Annotated in this window: 14 protein-coding genes; 6 read left to right on the top strand and 8 right to left on the bottom strand. The window is 75.3% G+C overall.

The window, feature by feature from the left end:
• Window positions 1-108 precede the first annotated feature (108 nt).
• Window positions 109-858 (top strand): hypothetical protein, encoded by a 750-nt coding sequence (locus tag ABD954_RS06890; RefSeq protein ID WP_345484895.1) that lies wholly within the window; start codon window positions 109-111, stop codon window positions 856-858.
• 120 nt (window positions 859-978) lie between these two features.
• Here the strand turns inward: ABD954_RS06890 and ABD954_RS06895 are convergent, their stop codons facing one another.
• Both ABD954_RS06895 and ABD954_RS06900 read right to left on the bottom strand, forming a co-directional pair.
• Window positions 979-2508 (bottom strand): WD40 repeat domain-containing protein, encoded by a 1530-nt coding sequence (locus tag ABD954_RS06895; RefSeq protein ID WP_345484896.1) that lies wholly within the window; start codon window positions 2506-2508, stop codon window positions 979-981.
• 47 nt (window positions 2509-2555) lie between these two features.
• Window positions 2556-3338, bottom strand: a complete 783-nt coding sequence (locus ABD954_RS06900; RefSeq protein ID WP_345484897.1) for a GntR family transcriptional regulator — start codon at window positions 3336-3338, stop codon at window positions 2556-2558.
• 150 nt (window positions 3339-3488) lie between these two features.
• Between ABD954_RS06900 and ABD954_RS06905 the strand changes: the two genes are divergently transcribed.
• On the top strand, window positions 3489-4346 hold the full coding sequence (locus tag ABD954_RS06905) for a (2Fe-2S)-binding protein (RefSeq protein ID WP_345484898.1): 858 nt from the start codon (window positions 3489-3491) through the stop codon (window positions 4344-4346).
• 208 nt (window positions 4347-4554) lie between these two features.
• The gene (locus ABD954_RS06910; RefSeq protein ID WP_345484899.1) at window positions 4555-5643 is read left to right on the top strand and encodes a DUF2637 domain-containing protein; all 1089 of its coding nucleotides are present in this window, start codon (window positions 4555-4557) and stop codon (window positions 5641-5643) included.
• Between the two features lie 22 nt (window positions 5644-5665).
• On the opposite strand, the gene ABD954_RS06915 is transcribed toward ABD954_RS06910, so the two are convergent.
• From ABD954_RS06915 to ABD954_RS06930, 4 genes are all read right to left on the bottom strand, one after another.
• A complete protein-coding gene (locus ABD954_RS06915; RefSeq protein ID WP_345484900.1) occupies window positions 5666-6070 on the bottom strand; it encodes an ATP-binding protein in 405 nt (134 codons plus the stop codon).
• 87 nt (window positions 6071-6157) lie between these two features.
• Window positions 6158-7900, bottom strand: a complete 1743-nt coding sequence (locus ABD954_RS06920) for a pyruvate dehydrogenase (protein WP_345484901.1) — start codon at window positions 7898-7900, stop codon at window positions 6158-6160.
• A gap of 27 nt (window positions 7901-7927) precedes the next feature.
• Entirely contained in the window at window positions 7928-9232 is a 1305-nt protein-coding gene (locus tag ABD954_RS06925; protein WP_345484902.1) for a protein phosphatase 2C domain-containing protein, read from the bottom strand.
• Window positions 9233-9367: 135 nt separating this feature from the next.
• Complete coding sequence (locus ABD954_RS06930) at window positions 9368-13144, bottom strand: S8 family peptidase (RefSeq protein WP_345484903.1); 3777 nt, start codon at window positions 13142-13144, stop codon at window positions 9368-9370.
• A gap of 234 nt (window positions 13145-13378) precedes the next feature.
• Between ABD954_RS06930 and ABD954_RS06935 the strand changes: the two genes are divergently transcribed.
• The 3 genes from ABD954_RS06935 (at window position 13379) to ABD954_RS06945 (ending at window position 15453) form a co-directional block, all read left to right on the top strand.
• Complete coding sequence (locus tag ABD954_RS06935; protein ID WP_345484904.1) at window positions 13379-14362, top strand: helix-turn-helix domain-containing protein; 984 nt, start codon at window positions 13379-13381, stop codon at window positions 14360-14362.
• 110 nt (window positions 14363-14472) lie between these two features.
• Window positions 14473-14907 (top strand): hypothetical protein, encoded by a 435-nt coding sequence (locus tag ABD954_RS06940; protein ID WP_345484905.1) that lies wholly within the window; start codon window positions 14473-14475, stop codon window positions 14905-14907.
• Between the two features lie 63 nt (window positions 14908-14970).
• Entirely contained in the window at window positions 14971-15453 is a 483-nt protein-coding gene (locus ABD954_RS06945) for a DUF456 domain-containing protein (protein ID WP_345484906.1), read from the top strand.
• Window positions 15454-15749: 296 nt separating this feature from the next.
• Here ABD954_RS06945 and ABD954_RS06950 read toward each other — a convergent pair whose 3' ends face one another.
• Together ABD954_RS06950 and rsgA are read right to left on the bottom strand one after the other, a co-directional pair.
• On the bottom strand, window positions 15750-17174 hold the full coding sequence (locus ABD954_RS06950) for a DNA-3-methyladenine glycosylase 2 family protein (RefSeq protein WP_345484907.1): 1425 nt from the start codon (window positions 17172-17174) through the stop codon (window positions 15750-15752).
• Between the two features lie 1343 nt (window positions 17175-18517).
• Window positions 18518-19636: a ribosome small subunit-dependent GTPase A gene (gene rsgA, locus ABD954_RS06955; RefSeq protein ID WP_345484908.1), complete on the bottom strand. Its 1119-nt coding sequence runs from the start codon at window positions 19634-19636 to the stop codon at window positions 18518-18520.
• Window positions 19637-19815: the final 179 nt, after the last annotated feature.

The raw sequence follows: 19815 nt of genomic DNA on the forward strand, positions 1-19815 counted from the left end.
ACCCCTCCCTTTGTGAAAAGTTTCACCCGACCCCTTGGCCCGGCCTTCCGATCCGTGCTGAGATGCCGTCCTACTCAACAGCTCGATGGCGCGCTCGGGGAGGGCAATGTGGAGTACGGCCGGGGCACCCCACTGGAGACCGCGGTCTGGAGACTTCGCTCACGCGGCTGCTGGACCGACGCGGCCGAACTCCTCGCCCCACAAGCGGCCGAACCCGCCGTGGCCCTCGAACGGGCGGCCCTCCTGATCGAACGCTGCCTCTACACCGAGCAGGGCTGGGCCGACGCCGAGGAGGCCCTCCGCGCGGCCGAAGCCGTCGCGACGAGCGACGAGGAGCGCGGGGCCGCGGCCTGCGAACGCGGCTACCTCGCCTACGCCTCCACCCTGCTCGGCGTCCGCGACCGTGCCGACGAGGCCCGCGCCGCGCTCGGGCGCGCGGCGGCCCTCATCGGACCCGAGACGCCCCGGCGCGCCCTGCTCGACTTCCGGCGCGGCCTCGTCGCCCAGAACCTCGGCGACTCCCCCCAGGCGGCCCGCGCCGCCTACCGCCGCGCCCACGAAGGCGCCACCGCCCACGGCGACACCCTGCTGCTCTCCTTCACCTGGCGGCACCTGGCCGGTCTCGCCCTGCGCGAGGGCGAGTTGGCGGAGGCACGGCACGGCTTCACCGAATCCCTGCGCATCCGCGAGGAGTTGGGCTACCTGGTGGGCACGGTCCCGGCGCTGGCCTCCCTCGCGGAGGCGGAGACCGAACCGGAAGCGGGACGGCTACGGGCGGAGGCGGGACGGCTCTTCCGGCTTCTCGGAGGCGTACCGACGTGGCTGGCGGGGCAGTTGGCGCCGCGCGCGGCGATCTGAGGGTTTCGCGCGGGGCGCGGGCTTCGCGGGTTTCGCGGGGGCCGCGGGAGCGCGGTAGGGGGTGGCGCGGGTTCCGCTCCGGGCCGTCGGGTGCCTGCGAGCCGTGCCACGACGCGCGCGTTACCCACTGACCCGCTCCAGGCGGACCACTGCCTCGTCCATGCCGATGACCAGCGCACCGTCGGGTGTGACGGCAACCGAGCGGACCGGGGGCCCGGGGCGGAAGTCCAGGCGGTCACCCTGCTCCGGGCGGTCGAGCCGCACCGTGCCGTCGGCCCAGGCGACCGCGAGGGCGGGGCCCTGCGGGGTCTCGGTGGCGGAGAGGGAGACGACCGGGGAGGGGCGCTCGGCCAGGGGGGCCGGGTCCGGGGCGCGGCCCGGGGTCCAACGGCGGACCGCGCCGTCGGTGCCGCCGCTGCAGACGAACGGGGTCGCCGACTCGACCGCCGCCACGGCGGTGACGCGGCCGCTGTGCAGGGCGGCCTGGTGGAGGCCGGTGAGGCCGAAGGCGTGGACGGAGCCGAGCCGGTCGCCGACGACCACGGAGCCCGCGATGGCGGCGAGTGCCGTGCCGGGGTGGCGGGTGAGGGTGGCGGAGACCGCCTCGGTGAGGCGCTGGAGGTAGGGCGGGCGGGGCCGGGTGCCCCGCACCGTGTGCAGCCGGCCCCGTTCGTCGAGCAGCAGCACGGTCCCGTCGGGTGCGGGGGCGAGGGAGGTGACGCGTCCGGTGACGGGGTGGTCGAGCCGCCCGAGGGGTCGGGCGTCGGCCGCGGCGAGCAGGTGGACGGTGCCGGCGAGGCCGGCGACGAGGAGGGTGCCGTCTTGGGCGGCGAGGGCGGCGACGGGGCCGGGCCAGGGCGGTGCGACGTCTCCGGCGACCCGGGTCCAGCGCACCCGCCAGGGCGCGCCCGCGGCGAGTTCGTGCAGTGCGGGCCGCAGCCGGGGGTCGGCGCCGTCGCCGAGGAGGGCGAGCAGGCCGAGGGCCCGGTCGGCGGGGGTGGCGGCGGCGCACAGGGCCTGGCCGGCCCGCAGCCAGGCGGGGCGGAGGCCGCCGTGGTCGTCGGCCGGGTCGAGGACGTAGCCGGTGGTGACGGCGACGGGGTCGGCGGCGCAGACGGCGTGCGGGTCGGAGAGGTCCGGTGGCGCGGGGGCGGGGATGCCGTGGGACGGTTCGGCGGCCTGGTCCTCGTCGACGACGGCGACGCGGCCTTCGGCGAGGACGTCGTGTTCGGGGGTGCCGGGAAGGGTCTCGACGACGACGCGGACCCGGCCGAGGCCGGCGAGGTCCTTGAGGAGGCGGGCCACGGCGAGCGGTTCGGCGGCGGTGTGCAGGGCGGGCAGGAGCAGCACGGTGCGGGCGGTGCGGCCGTCGTCGGTGGTGGCGAGGGCGCGGACGAGGTCGTCGGGTGAGCCGGCGACGACGCCGAGGTGGTCGGCGACGGCCCAGGCGGTGCCGAGGGCGGTGCGGCCGGTGAGCGGGACGAGGGCGCGGGTGGTGCGCCGGCGTCCGGCGACGCGGGGGCCGTGGGCGGCGAGCCAGTCGAGGAGCCCGGGGGCGCCGGTGACGAGGCAGAGGCGGGGGGCGTCGGGGTCGGTGAGCCAGCCGAGCAGGGCCGGGGCCCCGGGGCGCTCCGCGCGGACGGACGGCATGGGCACCTCTCGGTCGGCGCGGTCGGACGTACGGGAGACCTTAGTCGTCAGTCCTGCGCTCCGGTGAAGTGCTCCCGTACGAGGGACGACACGACGGGGAGGTCCTGGGCGACGAGGGCGTCGAGGAGGGCGGTGTGTTCGGCGGCGTCGGCGACGAGCCGGCCGTGACTGGTGGCGGGTGCGCTGACGAGGGGCCACTGGGAGCGGCGGTGGAGGTCGTCGGCGATGTGGAGGAGCTGTTCGTTGCCGGCGAGGGAGAGGACGGCGCGGTGGAAGGCGCGGTCGGCTTCGGCGTAGTGGGCGCGGTCGCCGCGGGCGGCGGCGGTGGCGGTGGCCTCGGCGAGGGGGCGGAGTTCGGCCCAGCGGGCAGCGGGGACGGTGCGGGCGAGCCGGAGCATCACGGGGACCTCGATGAGAGCGCGGACCTCGGCGAGTTCGGCGAGTTCGCGGGGGGTGCGTTCGATGACGCGGAAGCCGCGGTTGAGGACGACTTCGACGGCGCCCTCGGTGGCGAGTTGCTGCATGGCTTCGCGGACGGGGGTGGCGGAGACGCCGAAGCGTTCGGCGAGGACGGGGGCGGAGTAGACCTCGCCGGGGCGGAGTTCGCCGCCGACGAGGGCGGTGCGCAGCGCCTGGAGGACCTGGCCGCGGACGGAGTGCCGGCGGACGGTCCTGGGGGCGGGTTCGCCGTGGGTGTGTTCGCCGCGTACGTCGTGGGCGCGGGTCTGCCCGGGGACCCTCGCGGCGCCGTCGTACGGGGCCGCGGGGTCGCCGTGGGGCGCGGGCGCGGACCCGTCGGTGGTCCGTCCGCGCGTGTCGCCGTGCTCCACCCGGGTCCTCCTGCGCTGTCGTGCCGGGCCCCGGCTCGCGGTGGCGGGGTCCTCCGTGCACGATAGGCGGACGGCGTCGCAGTTCAAACACCGTACGCATCGGGTAAGGTAAGGCTTACCTGCTAACGATCGCGATTCGGTGGTCCCCGCATGACCGTGCCCGCTCTGCTGCCGTCTGCTCCCGCCTCGCCCGTCGCGGCCGCGTACGCCCGGCTCGGCGAGGTGTTCACCGCTCTTCGCGTGGACGAACGGGCGAGTGACGAGGGCATGCCGCGCGGGACGGGCTGGGTGGCCTCGGACGCTCTCGGCGCGGGTGGAGACGGCCTGGACGCCTTCCTCGCCTGGGACGACACACAGGTGCGCCGGGACTACGGGCGGCCGGCCCGCCCCGACGTGGTGGCGAGCTTCGGTCTGCACCGGTACGCCTGGCCGGTCTGCCTGATGGTGACCCTTCCGTGGTTCCTGCACCGCAGGGTGCCCCGCCTTCCGGCCCGGAACGTGGCCTTCCAGCGGGCCCTCGGCCGGCTCGCGGTGCGGGTGGAGGAGTTCGCGTGCCTGCCGGGCGACCCGGCCGCCGCGCTGCCGGGCGCACGGGTGGTCGCGGACGAGGAGGCGCTGCGGGCCGAGGTGCGCGAGGCGCTGGCCGAGCACTTCGAGGAGGTCCTGGCCGGTTTCGGGCCGCGGATGCGCCGGGGCCGGCGGGCGCTGTGGGGCATGGTCACGGACGAGATCGTCGAGGGCCTGTGGTACGTCGCCGCGCTGCTGGGCGAGGAACGGCGGGCGCTGGCGGAGCTGGAGCGGCTGATGCCGGGGTCGGCCAGGCCCTACGTGGGGGCGGCCGGTTTCCGGGAGCTGCCGGGTTCGGCGGAGGCGTGCGGGACGGCACGCTCCACGCGGGACCGGGCGACGTGCTGCCTCTTCTACACGCTGCGCCCCGAGGACACCTGCCTGACGTGCCCGCGGACCGCCGACGCGGAGCGGGTCCGCCGGCTGGCGGCGACCGCCTGAGACCACACCACTGCCCCGGGTGACGTGACTCGAACACAACCCCCTGCCGTCGCGCGGGAGTTCGACCAGATCGCACCTATTCGCATGCCGTGCGACCCCGTTGGCGTGCTCTTGCCGCGAAACCCCCTGCCCGCCCCGCCCGGTCGGCCAGTATGGGCGGCCGTATCGCCCTGTTGCGAGGCACTACTGCGAGGCAAGGGACACCGCAATGAGACTGACCGACATATCGCTGGACTGGCTGCTTCCGGGCGGCGTGATGGTGGCGGGAGTCCTGACGGCGGTGGCGGTGCTCGCGCGCGGCAAGCGCGCCGGTGACCAGGCCGCGGCCGAGGACTCCTGGGAGCGCAGCGAGGAGCGCCGCAGACGCAAGGAGGCCGTGTACGGCACCGCCTCCTACGTCCTGCTCTTCTGCTGCGCCGCGGTCGCGGCGGCGCTCTCCTTCCACGGGCTCGTCGGCTTCGGCCGGCAGAACCTCAACCTCTCGGGAGGCTGGGAGTACCTGGTCCCCTTCGGCCTCGACGGCGCCGCGATGTTCTGCTCGGTGCTGGCCGTCCGGGAGGCCAGTCACGGCGACGCGGCCCTCGGCTCCCGCCTGCTGGTGTGGACGTTCGCGGGCGCCGCGGCCTGGTTCAACTGGGTGCACGCCCCGCGCGGCCTGGGCCACGCGGGCGCTCCGCAGTTCTTCGCCGGCATGTCGCTGTCGGCGGCGGTGCTCTTCGACCGGGCGCTGAAGCAGACCAGGCGGGCGGCGCTGCGCGAACAGGGCCTGATCCCGCGGCCGTTGCCGCAGATCCGGATGGTCCGCTGGCTGCGGGCGCCCCGGGAGACCTTCGGCGCCTGGTCGCTGATGCTCCTGGAAGGCGTACGGACCCTGGACGAGGCCGTCGACGAGGTGCGCGAGGACCGCCGGGAGAAGGAGCAGAACCGGATCCGCAGGCGGGAGCAGGCGAAGCTGGACCGGGCGCGGCTGAAGGCGCTGAACCGTCAGCACCGCGCCTTCGGCCGGTCCGGCCGGCAGGTCGAGATGGCGGCGCTGGGTGCCGCCTCGGGCGCGGGCTCCGCGACGGGCACGGTGCAGGCCGCCGTCGCGGAGCCCGCCATAGCGGACCCCGGACAGCTGCCGCTTCGCACCCGGCCCTCCCTCCAAGCCGTGAAGGGCGCTGAGCCGCGCCCGGGCGAGTCCCGCACGGCGGAGCCCCGGACGGTGGACCTCACCGCCGAGGACGACACCCAGACGCTGCCCCGGCTCGACTCCCTGGAGCGCAAGCTCGCGGACCTGGAGCAGCAGTTCGGCTGAGCACGATGGTGGCGGGGCCGCCTCAGGCGGCCTCGCCGTTCAGTTCGAACCAGACGACCTTGCCCGCCCCGTGGTTCTCCACTCCCCAGGAGTCGGCGAGCGCCTGGACGAGGACGAGTCCCCTGCCGTGCGTACCGTCGTCGGCGTGCGGTACGCGCGGGGCGGGCAGTCCGGAGACGAAGTCGCGGACCTCGACCCTCAGGTGCTCGGGGGCGACGGTGGCGCTGACCACCGCCCCGTGGTCGGTGTGGACCAGGGCGTTGGTCACCAGCTCGCTGGTCAGCAGTTCCGCGACGTCGGTGGCGCCCGGCCCGCCCCACGTCCCGAGCATCGCCCGCAGGGCGTGCCGCACCTCCGGCACCGCGGCGAGATCCGCGCATCCCACCTTTCTGAGCAGCCCCGTCGGCTGTTTCGCCTCCCCGGCCATGTCCCCCCACCCCGTCGTCGCGTCGAACAGGCTCACGGGGATGCATGCCCCGGGGGCACGCGGGCATTCATCCGGGTGCACGGACGGTCAGGGCCTGGGCACGTTCCGCAGGTTGGATCGAGCCATCTGGAGCATGCGGCCCACTCCCCCGTCGAGGACGATCTTGCTGGCGGACAGGGCGAAGCCGGTCACCATGTCGGCCTTGATCTTCGGCGGGATGGACAGGGCGTTGGGGTCGGTGACCACGTCGACCAGCGCCGGACCCTTGTGCCGGAAGGCGTCCTTCAGGGCGCCGGCGAGCTGCTTGGGCTTCTCGACGCGGACGCCGTAGGCGCCGGCCGCGCGGGCGACGGCGGCGAAGTCGGGGTTCTTGTACGACGTTCCGTACGAGGGCATTCCGGCGACCAGCATCTCCAGCTCGACCATGCCGAGCGAGGAGTTGTCGAACAGCACCACCTTCACCGGCAGGTCGTACTGCACGAGGGTGAGGAAGTCGCCCATGAGCATGGAGAATCCGCCGTCGCCCGACAGGGTGACGACCTGGCGCCGGCGGTCGGTGAACTGGGCGCCGATGGCCTGCGGCAGGGCATTGGCCATGGAGCCGTGGCTGAACGAACCGATGATCCGGCGCCGTCCGTTGGGGGTCAGGTAGCGGGCCGCCCATACGTTGCACATGCCAGTGTCGACGGTGAACACGGCGTCGTCGTCGGCGAGTTCGTCGAGGACGGAGGCGACGTACTCGGGGTGGATCGGCACGTGCTTGTCGACCTTGCGGGTGTAGGCCTTGACCACGCCTTCGAGGGCGTCGGCGTGCTTCTTCAGCATCTTGTCGAGGAAGCGGCGGTTCGTCTTGGGCCGCACGCGCGGGATGACGCAGCGCAGGGTCTCGCGCACGTCGCCCCACACGGCGAGGTCGAGCTTGGAGCGCCGGCCGAGGCGCTCGGGCCGCACGTCGACCTGGACGATCTTGACGTCGTCCGGCAGGAAGGCGTTGTACGGGAAGTCGGTGCCGAGCAGGATCAGCAGGTCGCACTCGTGGGTGGCCTCGTAGGCGGCGCCGTAGCCGAGGAGACCGCTCATCCCGACGTCGTACGGATTGTCGTACTGGATCCATTCCTTGCCGCGCAGGGCGTGGCCGACGGGTGCCTTCACCCGTTCGGCGAACTGCATGACCTCCGGGTGGGCGCCGGCGGTGCCGCTGCCGCAGAAGAGCGTCACCCGGTCGGCGGAGTCGATCATCCGCACGAGGGCGTCGATCTCGGCGTCACCGGGCCGCACGGTGGGCCGGGTGGTCACGAGCGCGGTCTCCGCCGCCTTGTCGGGGGCCGGTTCGGAAGCGAGGTCGCCGGGGAGCGAGACGACGCTGACGCCCCCCTGGCCGACGGCGTGCTGGATCGCGGTCTGGAGCAGCCGGGGCATCTGCTGCGGGCTGGAGATCAGCTCGCTGTAGTGGCTGCACTCGCGGAACAGCTGGTCCGGGTGGGTCTCCTGGAAGTAGCCGAGACCGATCTCGCTGGAGGGGATCTGGGAGGCGAGGGCCAGGACCGGGGCCATGGAGCGGTGGGCGTCGTACAGGCCGTTGATGAGGTGGAGGTTGCCCGGGCCGCAGGAGCCGGCGCAGGCGGCGAGCCGGCCGGTGATCTGGGCCTCGGCGCCGGCGGCGAAGGCCGCCGTCTCCTCGTGCCGCACCTGGATCCAGTCGATGGCGGCGTTGCGGCGGATGGCGTCGACGACGGGGTTCAGGCTGTCGCCGACGACTCCGTACAGGCGCCGCACGCCCGCGCGGACGAGGATGTCGACGAACTGTTCTGCGACGTTCTGTTTGGCCATGGGTCCATCACCCCACGGCCGTGGAGGTTACGCCTCCCAGACGGCCACCCCCGTACGGTCGTCGGCGTAACCGGTCACCCGCAGCTGGGTGTCGGCGAGGAATGCGGCGAGTCCGGGCGGTTCGGCGCCGCCCCAGCGGGCGGCGAGCTCGCGGGCCAGGGCGGGTTCGCCGCGCAGCGGCTCGGCGAGGCCGTGCGAGGCGAGCAGCAGGGTGTCGCCGGGGCGGGCGACGGAGGCGCGGAAGCGGAAGGGTTCGGCGGGCGGGGGCGGGGGGTCCTCGACGAAGGGACGGCCGGGCGCGTCGGTGACGCCCAGCTTCAGGGTGAGCCGGTCGCCGTTCTCGGTCGCCTCGGGGACGTCGGCGGCCTCCGGGGCGTCACGGGGCTCGCGGGGATCGCGGGGGTCGTCCGGGGCCGCCGGGGGTGGCGGCGGTGAGCCGAAGCCCACGACGGGCGCGCCGGCGGTGGCGGCCGGTTCGGGGAGGAGGGGCTCGATGTCCTGCCAGGCGCCGTCGCGGAGGCGGAAGAGCCCGCCGGGGCCGACGCCGAAGAAGACCCGGGTGCGGCACGCGGGGTCGGCGGTGAGCAGCAGGCAGCGCAGGCCCGCCGTGTACGCGTCGGGGTCGAGGCCGCGTTCGGCGGCGCGGGCGCGCAGCTTGCCGTAGGTGCGGTCGGTGAGCCGGTGGAGCCCGGATTTGAGGTCCCCGCGGCGGCCGGAGCGGATGTCCTCGGAGAGCCGGGCGTGGCTGCGGCCGACGGACTCGCCGATCCAGCGGCAGACGTCGGCGGCGGCGAGGTGGGCGTGGTCGGCGGTGCGCCGGCCGGCGGCGACGGCGACGAGGACGAGGGCGGCCTCGTCCTGGCCGAAGCGGGCGGTGAGCAGGGCGTCGCGGCGGGGTTCGCCGCGGAAGCGGGCGGAGTCGCCGCGGACGGAGGCGGCGCGCAGGGTGTAGGCGCCGTAGCGGGCGCCGTCGAGGACGGTGTCGGCGACGAGCGCGTCGAGCTCGCCGGGGCGGGCGGCGGGCAGGGCGGTCGGTTCGCCCTCGTAGGTGGGCGGCCGGCTGCCGACGTGTCCGGTACGGGGGCGGGGCGCGGGGACCTGGACGGTGGGGGCCTCGCCGGACGGAGCCCGGGCGGACGGGGCCTGGGCGGGAGCGGCCTCGGCGGGCATGGCCTCATCGGGCGGGGCGGCGGGCGGCGGGTCGGCGCTGGTGGTGCGGGCGGCGGAGGCGTAGCGCTCGTCGAGGCTGTCGGACGTCGGGGCGGGCGCGGTGTCGGGCGCCGCCTCGTCGTAGAGCTTGTCCCACCAGTTGGTGTCCCCCTGCTGAGTCATGCCCTTATTGTCCACCGCACAGGCCGCCAGAAAACGGGACATCCGGAAATGTGTCGCGGAATTCCGGGGCGGGGAAAGGGTGGTCCGCCGGACGACCCCACCCCCCACGGGAAGGTCGTCCGGCGGACCGCGTGGTCAGCGCACGTCGTAAGCGCGGACCACGGTCTGGGTGACGGAGTTGCCGCGGGCGTCCGTCAGTTCGGTCTTCAGGGTGACCTGCCTGCCGGTGGCGCCCGCGTGGTCGACGGTGGCGCTCCAGGCGTCGCCCTGGCGGGAGACCGGCGCTTCGGTCCAGGTCTCGCCGCCGTCGTAGGAGTAGGAGAGCCGGGCCGAGGTGAGGGGCGCGGGGGTGTAGCCCGCGTGGCCCGTCACGGAGAGGCCGATCCGCTGGCCGTCGGTCGCGGCGAGGGTCTTGAGTCCGTCCTCCGGAAGGTCGTACCGGGGGAAGAGAATCGGGATGCCCTGAGAATAGACGCTCTCGTCGAGCCCGGAGGTGAATTCCCACACGGAGTTGACGGCCGTGGAGCGGGCCCACACCTTGCTGCCGATCTTCGCGGTGCGCTGTTCGAGGGTGTACCTGCCGGGTTCGGCCGGCACCTCGAACACTCCGAACGGCCAGGCCGTCCGGTCGAGCTCCTGCCCGTCGCGGCTGAGCCGGAGGCTGCCGACGTCACCGAAGGAGCCGGACTGGGCGTGGTGGACGGTGTCGCCCCACAGGGCGTCGGCGAAGCCGATCAGGTTGCCCTGGCGTTCGGCGACGAGGACCGGCTTTCCGGTCGCGTCGCGCGGGGCGGTGGGGGCGACGACCCCGTCGTACCAGCTCTCGGAGCGCCGTTCGCCGGGCCGGTAGGCGTGCGGGGTGCCGATCATCAGCTCGCCGAAGGGGAAGCTGGAGCAGAGCGTCTTCTCCCAGACCGTGTCCCCGGCCGTGTAGTACTCGGTGCGGGTGCCGGGCGCGGGGGCCGGCTCCAGGCCGGCGAAGGCGGCGGAGAGGCCGCTCGGCCGCCGGGCGAGGCCGAAGTCCACGAAGCCGCCGGCGACACCCATGGCGGTGTACGTGGAACGGGTGCTGCCGAGGGCCGCGTCGCGGACCCGGTAGGTCCGCTCGCCGCGGATCGTGCCGGACTCGGGGAACGCCAGCTGGTAGACGTACGGGCTCTTCGCAGTGGCCTTCCAGCGGAGGGTGACCTCGCCGGCCGCGAGCCTGCCCGACAGCGTGGCGGCCTCGGCCGACTCGACGGCGAGGACCGGGAGGGCGGCGCTGCCGAAGCCGGCGTTCGGGTACCAGCGGCCGGGTGCCGTGCGGTGGGCGAGGACGGCGATGGCGCCGGCGGCCCTGGCGTCACGGGCGACGGTTCCGGAGAACTCCTGGCCCTCGGGGAAGCGCACCAGGGCGATGCGGCCCCTGACCTGAGCGGCCGTCAGCTCGGCCGGGGTGCCGGTGCCCGCGTCGACGAGGCGCGCGCTTCCGGTGCCGTCGAGGTTGTCGGAGCCGGTGGAGCCGGTGACCGGGTGCAGGGCGAGGCCGTCGCCGGTGGTGAGCGCGGAGATCTGCGGGGCGGCGGTGCGCCAGTGGCTGCCGAACTCGAAGTCGCCGTTCTCGGGCTCGCCTTCGACCGATGCGTAGTAGCCGCGGACGGTTCGGCCCGCGGCGAGGCTGCCGGCGTGCAGCCAGCTGCCGTCCCAGGAGCGGGCGAAGGCGAGGGTGGCGGCGCGCACTTCGGAGGGCCGGTCGGTGCGCACGGAGAGCCGGTGGGCCTTGCGGGCGTCGAGGACGACGAGGGTGTCCTCGGTGAGCTTCAGCTCGGGGCGGCCGAGGTAGCCGAGCGAGTCCGCCAGGGTGGCCCCGGGCGTGGCGTCGGGGGTGATGACGAAGGAGGAGAGGAAGTAGCTGCCGGGCCGGAGCCGGTAGACCTGGTCGGCGGCACCGTCGTTGAAGCGGCGCTCACCGGTGGCGGTGTCGGTGCCGATGACGTCGAGGGACGAGGTCCCGCCGGCGGGCTTGCCCAGGCGGTCGATCAGCTTGACGCGGAGGGTGACCGTCTCGGGCTCGACGTGGAGCGAGAACGGGGTGGAGACGTGGAGGCCGCCGGGACCGGTGGCGATGACGCGTCCGGTGACGTCGCCGTACTGGGCGTGGTCGAGCCGGGCGGCGGGATCGAGCCGCAGCGGGACCTCGACGGTGGCGCCGGCCGGGACGGTGACGGTGCGCTTGCCCAGGCGGGCGAGGGGCGTGCGGACGGCGGAGCCGTCGTTGCCGGTGACCCGCTCCACGGCGAGGGAGAGGGTGACGGGCTTGTCGCCGGTGTTGGTGTACGGGACGGCGACGGTGGTGCGGTCGGCGGCGTCCTGCGGCCAGTGGAAGGTGCCGCCCTGGACGGCGGGGGCGCCGAGGACGGTCTGGTCGACGGCGGCCTTGACGTCGAGGCGGCCGCCGCCGGTCTCGCGGACGTCGCCGGGGACGCCGCTGTCGGCGGAGGAGACCAGCGCGGCCTTGATCCGCCCCGCGGTCCAGTCGGGGTGGCGCTGCTTGAGGATGGCGGCGGCGCCCGCGACGTGCGGGGTGGCCATGGAGGTGCCGGACATGGCCTGGTACGCGTACACGCCGCGCCCGCCGGCCGCCGCGGCGGAGATGGCGACGCCGGGGGCGGCGATCTCCGGCTTGAGGGTGTGGCTCAGGGTGGTCGGACCGCGGCTGGAGAAGTACGCGGTGGAGTCGTCGCGGTCGGTGGCGCCGACGGTGAGGACGCTCGGGGCGCAGCCGGGCGAGGAGACGGTGTTGAGCGAGGGACCGCTGTTTCCGGCGGCGACGACGAACAACGTGCCGTCCTGGCGGGCGAGTTGCTCGGCGGCGGCGCTCATCGGGTCGGTGCAGTCGGTCTCGGAGGGGTTGCCGAGGCTCATGGAGACGACGTCGGCGCCCTGGGCGACGGCCCACTCCATGCCGGCGATGATCCACGAGGTGGCGCCGGAGCCGGAGTCGTCGAGGACCTTGCCGTTGAGGAGGGCTGCGCCGGGTGCGACGCCCTTGTTCCTGCCGCCGCTCGCGGCGCCGCTGCCGCCGACGGTGGAGAGGGTGTGCGTGCCGTGGCCCTGGCGGTCGCCGGTGGTGGCGGAGTCGGTGAAGTTCTCGGCGGCGACGATCCGGCCCTTGAGGTCGGGGTGGTCGGCGTCGGCTCCGGTGTCGAGGACGGCGACCTTGGTGCCGGTGCCGTCGTAGCTGGCCGCCCATGCTTCGGGGGCGTGGACCTGGGCGGTGGAGCGCTCCAGGGTGGCCCGCACCTTGCGGTCGAGCCACAGCTTCTTCAGGCCGCCGTGGGACGCGGCGCGGGCGGCGGGTGCGTCGATGTCGGCCCAGAAGGCGGCGGCCCGCTTCTTGTCGGCGGTGAGCGCGACGGCGTCGACGCTCTCGAGGACCTGGCCGCGGGTGGCGCCGCGCGGGGCGGGCGGCAGGGACCGGGCGGCGGCCAGGTCGGTGCCGTAGACGGCGATGAGCGGCAGGGCGGCGGAGCCGGCGTCGTCGTAGCCCTGGCGGATCAGTCCGGTCACGTTGAAGAGCTCCTCGTCGACCCGGCCCGCGGCGAGGGCGGCGGTGGCGGCCTCGGGGTAGACGTAGAGCTCGGGGCCGGAGCGGCGGGTCTGCACGAGCGGCACGGTGCCGTCCTCGCGGGGCAGCGCCGCGGCCGCCGGGTTGCCCCGGGCGTCCCGGGTGACGAGGACCCGGTCACCGGTGACGAGGGTGACCGTGGCCGGTCGCTCGGCGGCGTTCCGGGCCGCTTCGCTGCCGACCAGCGGTCGCTTGCCGGTCGCGGGGGCGTCCTGCGGCGCTGCCGCCGCGGACGTCGCGACCACGGTGACGGCCAGGACGGCGGCGGTCGCCGCCCTCAGGGCCGTACGTGAAATCGGGCGCATCACTCTCCCCATCTGTTTCCGGGCATGACGGCACAAGGTGCCCATCTCCGGAGGCTGTTGGTGCTGCGGTGGCGCCACATTGGCAGAGGTGAGGGTGGTGAGGGCAGGATGGGCGCGGCGGGAATGCGCCGTGGCCGATTCCCGCCAGTGCACCGACGGAACGAACGCGTCCGCCGGCCGCCCGGGGCATGTCCGGGTCGTCCGGGGACGTCCGCGCGAGGGGTGGGGTCAGCGATGCTGGGAGCGATCGGTCTCGACGAACGGCAGGAGTCCGCCTACCGCGCGCTGGTCGCCATGGGCGCGGCCGAGGTCTCCGACCTGGCCCACCGGCTCTCCCTGCCGGTGGGCGACACCGAGCGGGCGCTGCGCCGCCTGGAGTCGCAGGGCCTGGCGGCGCAGTCCTCGGCCCGTACCGGGCGCTGGGTCGCGGCCCCGCCCGGCGTGGCGCTCGGCGCGCTGCTCACGCAGCAGCGGCACGAGCTGGAGCAGGCCGAGCTGGCGGCGGCGCGGCTCGCGCAGGAGTACCGGGCCGAGGCGACCGAGCCGGCCGTGCACGACCTGGTGGAGGTGGTGACCGGCGCGAGCGCGGTGGCGCATCGTTTCTTCCAACTCCAGCTGGGCGCGACGGAGGAGGTCTGCGCGCTGGTGACGGGCAAGCCGATCGCGGTGACCGGCCTGGAGAACGACGCGGAGGCGATGGCCGCCGAGCGGGGCGTGCGCTATCGGGTGGTCATCGAGCGCGAGGTGCTGACCCAGCCGTCGGGCCTGCTGGAGCTGTCGGCGGCGCTCGGCCGCGAGGAGGAGATCCGGATCGTGGACCGGGTGCCGACGAAGCTGGTCGTCGCCGACCGGACCCTCGCGATGGTGCCGCTCACCGGCCGCGGCGCCGAACCCGCCGCGCTCGTGGTGCATGCCAGCGGGCTCCTGGAGTCGCTGATGGGCCTGTTCGAGTCGGTCTGGCGCGAGGCCCTGCCGCTGCGGCTGGGCGCGGGCGCCCAGGTGACGGAGGACGAGGTCCCGGGTCCCGACCCGACGGACCTGGAGATCCTCAGCCTGCTGCTCGCGGGGATGACGGACGCGAGCGTGGCCAAGCAGCTGGACCTGGGCCTGCGGACGGTGCAACGGCGGGTGAAGGGGCTGATGGAGCTGACGGGCGTGACGACCCGGCTGCAGCTGGGCTGGCACGCGTACGAGAAGGGGTGGGTGGCGCGTCGGTGAGGGCGGCCCGTGGGGGCCGAACGGCCGTGTGGCAGGGTGAGCGGCCGGTTTCTCTTCCGGACGGGGTGGAACGGACCCCGTCCCGGCCCTCTCACCCAGGAGCACCACCGATGAACGGAAGGCGCCGCCGCGCCCTGCTGACCGCCGTCACCCCGATGCTCGAGCCCGGGGAGCGGGTGGAGGTCACCTCCCTCGTCAACCTGAGTTCGGTGTCCGTGCGCCGTACCGCCGCCTTCGGCATCGCGTCGGCGATCGCCAGCGGCGGGTCGATGGCGGTGATCCCGGCGCCGACCCCGATGTACCTGGCGCTGACCGACCGCCGGATCCTGATCTTCCGCGCGGATCCGGTGTTCGCGAAGCCGGTCGAGCACACCATGACGATCAGGCGGGAGGGTCTGTTCCGCTCGGAGGTCAGGGAACGGATCCTGAACTCCTCCTTCGTCCTGTGCTCCCCGTACGGCGAGACCTCGCTGAAGATCGTCTTCCCCTTGATCGAGCGCAAGGCCCGGAACCTGGTGGCGGCGGCCCTGCCGGTGGCGGCCTGACCTCCCGCGCTGGTCAGCCGGTCTTGACCTGCGGGAACACCCGTCTTCCTGCACCCTTGGCAGATGGGTGTGTGGCAGCTCCTGATGGTCGCGACGGTGATGCTGCTCGGCCTGTTCGGGGTGCTGACGCCCGGCGTGCCGGGGACGTGGCTGGTGTGGGCGGCGATGCTGTGGTGGTCCCTGCACGAGCAGACGGGCCTCGCCTGGATCCTCCTCGTCTCCTCCACCGGACTGCTGCTCCTCACCCAGGTGGTCGTATGGCAGCTGCCGCCGCGCCGCTTCCGGGGCGTGGGCATCACCCGGCGGATGGTGACGTACGCGGGAGCGGGCGCGTTCCTGGGCTTCCTTCTGGTGCCGGTGCTGGGCGCGATCCCCGGGTTCGTCGGCGGGATCTACCTCTCCGAACGCCTCCGCCTCGGCGGCCACGGCCAGGCCCGGGCGGCCACGCGCACGGTGATGCGGGCGGCGGGGACGAGCGTCCTGGTCGAGCTGTTCGCGTGCCTGCTGATCGTGGGGGCGTGGGCGGGAGCGGTGATCTGGGGCTGACGGGCGCCGTCCGGGACCTGGGGCTGACGGGCACAGGCCGGGACCTGGGGCTGACGGGCACAGGCCGGGACCTGGGGCTGACGGGGGCCGACCGGGACCTGGGGCTGACGATCGCCGGTCGGCGGTCGTCCGGCGCCGGATCACGGCTCAGACCGGACGCGGAAAGTCACGCGGTCCGCGGGGCACATGCGGTCCCCGGGGCGTCATGCGGTCCCCGGGGGGGCGTGCGGCCCGCAGGGCACATGCGGTTCCCGCGGCGTCATGCCGTCCGCAGGGCACATGCGGTTCCCGCGGCGTCATGCCGTCCGCAGGTAGCGGGCGGCGTAGGAGCGCCAGGGCCGCCATTCCGGGTGGGCGCCGGGGGCGCCCTCCGCGTCCGGGAGCACGTCCGGGTCGCCGAGGGCCCGCATCCGAATGACGGCGGCGGCCCGCGCGCTCACCCCGGGTACGACGGCCAGGGCAGCGGCGGAGGCGGCCCGGTCCGCGCCGGGATCCAGGCGGACGGTGCCGTCGACGAGCGCGGCGGCGAGCGGACCCGCCACCGGGTGGCCGGTGAGCGCGGACGGCTCGGGGAACAGATGGGTGAGCGTGCCGCAGGGGGTTTCCAGGGGGGTGCCGTACCGGGCGACGAGGCGGGCGGCCCCTTCGGCGCCGACGAGCGTCCGCAGCGCGAACTCCTCGGGATCCGCCGTGCCCGGTGACCGGACGCCGGGGCGGGCGGCGACCTCCGCCGCGAGGACCGGATCGGCGCCGAGGCGCTCGGCGACGGCGTACGGATCGGCGTCCAGGTCGAGCAGCCGGCGCAGCCGCTGCACGGCGGTGGTGAGGTCGCGCAGCTCGGCGAGATGGATCCGGGCCTCCAGCCAGGCCCCGGGGGAACGCTCGTCGACGGAGACGATCCCGGTGCCGTACGGGAGGCGGAGCGTACGCCGGTAGGTACGGGCGCCGGGCTCGCCGACCACCTCCTCGACGCCCGGCACCGCCTCGGCGGCCAGCAGGTCGAAGACCTCCCCCGCCGCGTACGGCCCACGGTGGGCGAGCCGCAGCGGCACCCCGGCGGCGAGCGCGGTGCGCGGGCCCGCACCGGTGCCGGACTCGGCGCGCAGTTCGGTGGGGGTCCGGGCGTAGACGGCGCGGATGGTGTCGTTGAACTGCCGGACGCTGGCGAAGCCCGCCGCGAAGGCGATGTCCGTGACCGGGAGCGGGGTGGTCTGGAGCAGCAGGCGCGCGGTGTGCGCCCGCTGGGCTCGGGCCAGGGCCACGGGCCCGGCCCCCAGCTCGGCGGTGAGCTGCCGCTGGACCTGCCGGGCGCTGTAGCCCAGCCGTCCGGCGAGGCCGGGGACGCCCTCCCGGTCGACGACCCCGTCACCGATCAGGCGCATGGCCCGCCCCACGACGTCCGCCCGCACGTTCCACTCGGCGGATCCGGGCACGGCGTCGGGCCGACAGCGCCGACAGGCCCGGAACCCGTGCCCCTGGGCCGCCGCGGCGGTCGGGAAGAAGCGGACGTTGCGCCGCTTGGGCGTGACGGCGGGGCAACTGGGCCGGCAGTAGATCCCGGTGGTCGACACCCCGAAGAAGAACACCCCGTCGAACCGCGCGTCCCTGCTGCTCACGGCCCGATACCGCGTCTCGTCGTCCCCCGCCCGCCCCGCGACCGCGCCGGGGGCGGTGTCGGTCGTCGCGGTGCGCGTCGCGGAGAGCGTCGCCGTGTTCGTCATGCCTCCAGTGTGCGGGAGGCCACGGTGCCAGGCTGGCGGTTTTCGGACACGGAGGCGGATGGAACGGGGCGGGTGGGGGGTCGGGTCGGGGACCACCGCCGGGGCGGGGCCGACGGGCCCGGCGGAACGCCCGCCCGGTGGGCCCGGACGGCGGGGGGCCGGGAGGCGGGAGCGGGCCTGCTGGCCGCCGCAGCGCCACCCGGGCAGGGCGGGTCGGGACCACCGGCGGGGCGGGACCGACGGGCCGGCCGAACGCCCACCCGGTGGACCCGGACGGCGGCAGGCGGGAGGCGGGCCTGCGGGCCGCCGGAGCGCCACCCGGGCAGGGCGGGTCGGGACCACCGGCGGGGCGGGGCCCACGGGCCCGGCCAAACGCCCACCCGGTGGACCCGGACGGCGGGGGGCCGGGAGGCGGGAGCGGGCCTGCCGGCCGCCGCAGCGCCGCCCGGGCAGGGCGGGTCGGGACCACCGGCGGGGCGGGACCGACGGGCCCCGCCGAACGCCCGCCCGGCGGACCCGGACTGCCGGCAGGCGGGAGGCGGGGGCCGGCCTGCCGACCGCCGCAGCGCCACCCGGGCAGGGCGGACGGACGGGAACCCGTCGGGGTGCCGCCCGACCAGTCCGACGACGGCAGACCGGCCGCGGGCCGGCGCGGGCCGGTGGGCTGGCGGGAAGGCCAGGACGGGGCCCGGCCGGACCCGCCGGGACGGCCCGGGCTCCTGGCCGGGCCCCGGCACCGCCGCGCCCTGCGGAGGGCGAGCGACGCGGCTCCCTCACCACCCGGGACGGCCCGGGCGGGCCCCGGTGCGGGCGCTGCCCGGCGCCCGTCAGCACAGGGCGACCGACGCGGCCCCGAACCCCCCGGGACAGCCAGGACCTCGTCCTCGGGCGCAGGAGCTGCCCGGCGCCGGGCCGCGAGGGCCAGCGACGCGAGGCCCGGACCTCCGGGACAACCAGGACCTGGTCCGGTCCCCGGGCGCAGGCGCCGTCCAGCACAGACCGCGAGGGCGAGCGACGCGAGCCCCGGACCTCCGGGACAACCAGGACCTGGTCCGGTCCCCGGGCGCAGGGGCCGCCCGGCGCCCCTCGGGCAGGGCGAGCGACACGGCCCCGAACCCCGGGCCAACCAGGGACGCACCCCCAAACCACAGGCACCGCCCGACGCCACTCAGGGCAGGGCCAGCAACGCAGCCCCCGACCCCCTGGGACAACCAGGGGACCGACCCCAGGCGCAGGCGCCGCCCGGCGCCGGGCCGCGAGGGCGAGCGGCAGGGTCCCGACCCGCCGGTGGCCGGGCCAGGACCCGTCCGCCCCCCAGGCCCGCGGCAGCGGTCCGGCCTCGGTCAGCGGACGCGGCCCCGCTTCGCGTCCAGCGCCGCGCGGCCTTCCGCGCCCTTGCGCTTCCAGTCCTTGAGGATCTCCGCGCGGACGCGGGCGTCGGTCTTGGCGACGAGGCGCTGGTTCTCCCGCAGGAGCTTGCGGTAGCTGTCGAGACGGCGCTCGGGCAGGGAGCCGTCGGCGATGGCGGCGGTCACGGCGCAGCCCGGTTCGGACTCGTGGGCGCAGTCGTGGAAGCGGCACTCGGCCGCGAGGTCCTCGATCTCGGCGAAGACCTGGCCGACGCCCGCCTCCGCGTCCCACAGGCCGACGCCGCGCAGACCGGGCGTGTCGATGAGCACACCGCCGCCGGGCAGGACGAGCAGGTTGCGGGTGGTGGTGGTGTGCCGGCCCTTGCCGTCCACGTCGCGGGCGGCCTGGACGTCCATGACGTCCGCGCCGAGCAGCGAGTTGGCGAGGGTCGACTTGCCCGCGCCTGAGACGCCGAGCAGCACGCTCGTCCCGCCTCCGGCGACCGCGCGGAGCACGTCCAGTCCCTCCCCCGTGTGCGAGCTGACGGGCAGGACCTGGACGCCGGGCGCGACCGTCTCGACGTCCTCGACGAGATAGGAGAGCCCGACCGGGTCCGGCACCAGGTCGGCCTTGCTGAGGACGACCAGCGGCTGCGCACCGGACTCCCAGGCCAGCGCCAGGAAGCGTTCGATGCGACCGAGGTCGAGCTCGACCGCGAGCGACACGGTGATGATCGCGTGGTCGACGTTGGCCGCGAGGATCTGCCCCTCCGACCGCTTGGACGAGGTGGAGCGGGCGAACGCGGTCCGTCGCGGCAGGCACGCCCGTACGTAACGGGGGTCACCGGCCCCCTCCGGGTCGACGGCCGCCCAGTCGCCGGTGCAGATCACCCGCAGGGGGTCGTGCGGAGTGACGAACGCGGTGTCGGCGCGCACGAGCCCTTCGGGGGTCACGAGGTCGCACTGGCCGCGGTCGACCCGGACGACGCGGCCGGGCAGCAGACCTTGCGCCGCGTACGGGGCGAAGTCGGCCGCCCACGCGTCGTCCCAGCCGTAGGCGCGCAGGGAGGAGGTGTCGGTGGAGGTGGAGCCGGTGGTGGTGGAGAAAGACAAGGGGAACCCTTCAGGGGGTGGCCCCGGCGCTGCGCCCGGCGCAGCTGGTGGAAGAGATCAGCCGGTGGCCACGGAGGTGGAGTGGACGAGCATCTGGATGCGGGCAACGCCCGTCGTGACGACAGCCATCGGTCACACCTCCTGGTCGAAAGGTCCGGCACACACTTCTGGACCACGAT

This window comes from Streptomyces roseoviridis, assembly GCF_039535235.1.
Lineage (GTDB): Bacteria > Actinomycetota > Actinomycetes > Streptomycetales > Streptomycetaceae > Streptomyces > Streptomyces roseoviridis.

What these genes read in the sequence shown, in the direction of transcription:
- ABD954_RS06895 (WP_345484896.1), bottom strand. Translation starts at nt 2,508, where the DNA reads ATGCCGTCCGTCCGCGCGGAGCGCCCCGGGGCCCCGGCCCTGCTCGGC.
- ABD954_RS06905 (WP_345484898.1), top strand. Translation starts at nt 3,489, where the DNA reads ATGACCGTGCCCGCTCTGCTGCCGTCTGCTCCCGCCTCGCCCGTCGCG.
- ABD954_RS06910 (WP_345484899.1), top strand. Translation starts at nt 4,555, where the DNA reads ATGAGACTGACCGACATATCGCTGGACTGGCTGCTTCCGGGCGGCGTG.
- ABD954_RS06915 (WP_345484900.1), bottom strand. Translation starts at nt 6,070, where the DNA reads ATGGCCGGGGAGGCGAAACAGCCGACGGGGCTGCTCAGAAAGGTGGGA.
- ABD954_RS06920 (WP_345484901.1), bottom strand. Translation starts at nt 7,900, where the DNA reads ATGGCCAAACAGAACGTCGCAGAACAGTTCGTCGACATCCTCGTCCGC.
- ABD954_RS06925 (WP_345484902.1), bottom strand. Translation starts at nt 9,232, where the DNA reads ATGACTCAGCAGGGGGACACCAACTGGTGGGACAAGCTCTACGACGAG.
- ABD954_RS06930 (WP_345484903.1), bottom strand. Translation starts at nt 13,144, where the DNA reads ATGCGCCCGATTTCACGTACGGCCCTGAGGGCGGCGACCGCCGCCGTC.
- ABD954_RS06935 (WP_345484904.1), top strand. Translation starts at nt 13,379, where the DNA reads ATGCTGGGAGCGATCGGTCTCGACGAACGGCAGGAGTCCGCCTACCGC.
- ABD954_RS06940 (WP_345484905.1), top strand. Translation starts at nt 14,473, where the DNA reads ATGAACGGAAGGCGCCGCCGCGCCCTGCTGACCGCCGTCACCCCGATG.
- ABD954_RS06945 (WP_345484906.1), top strand. Translation starts at nt 14,971, where the DNA reads ATGGGTGTGTGGCAGCTCCTGATGGTCGCGACGGTGATGCTGCTCGGC.
- ABD954_RS06950 (WP_345484907.1), bottom strand. Translation starts at nt 17,174, where the DNA reads ATGACGAACACGGCGACGCTCTCCGCGACGCGCACCGCGACGACCGAC.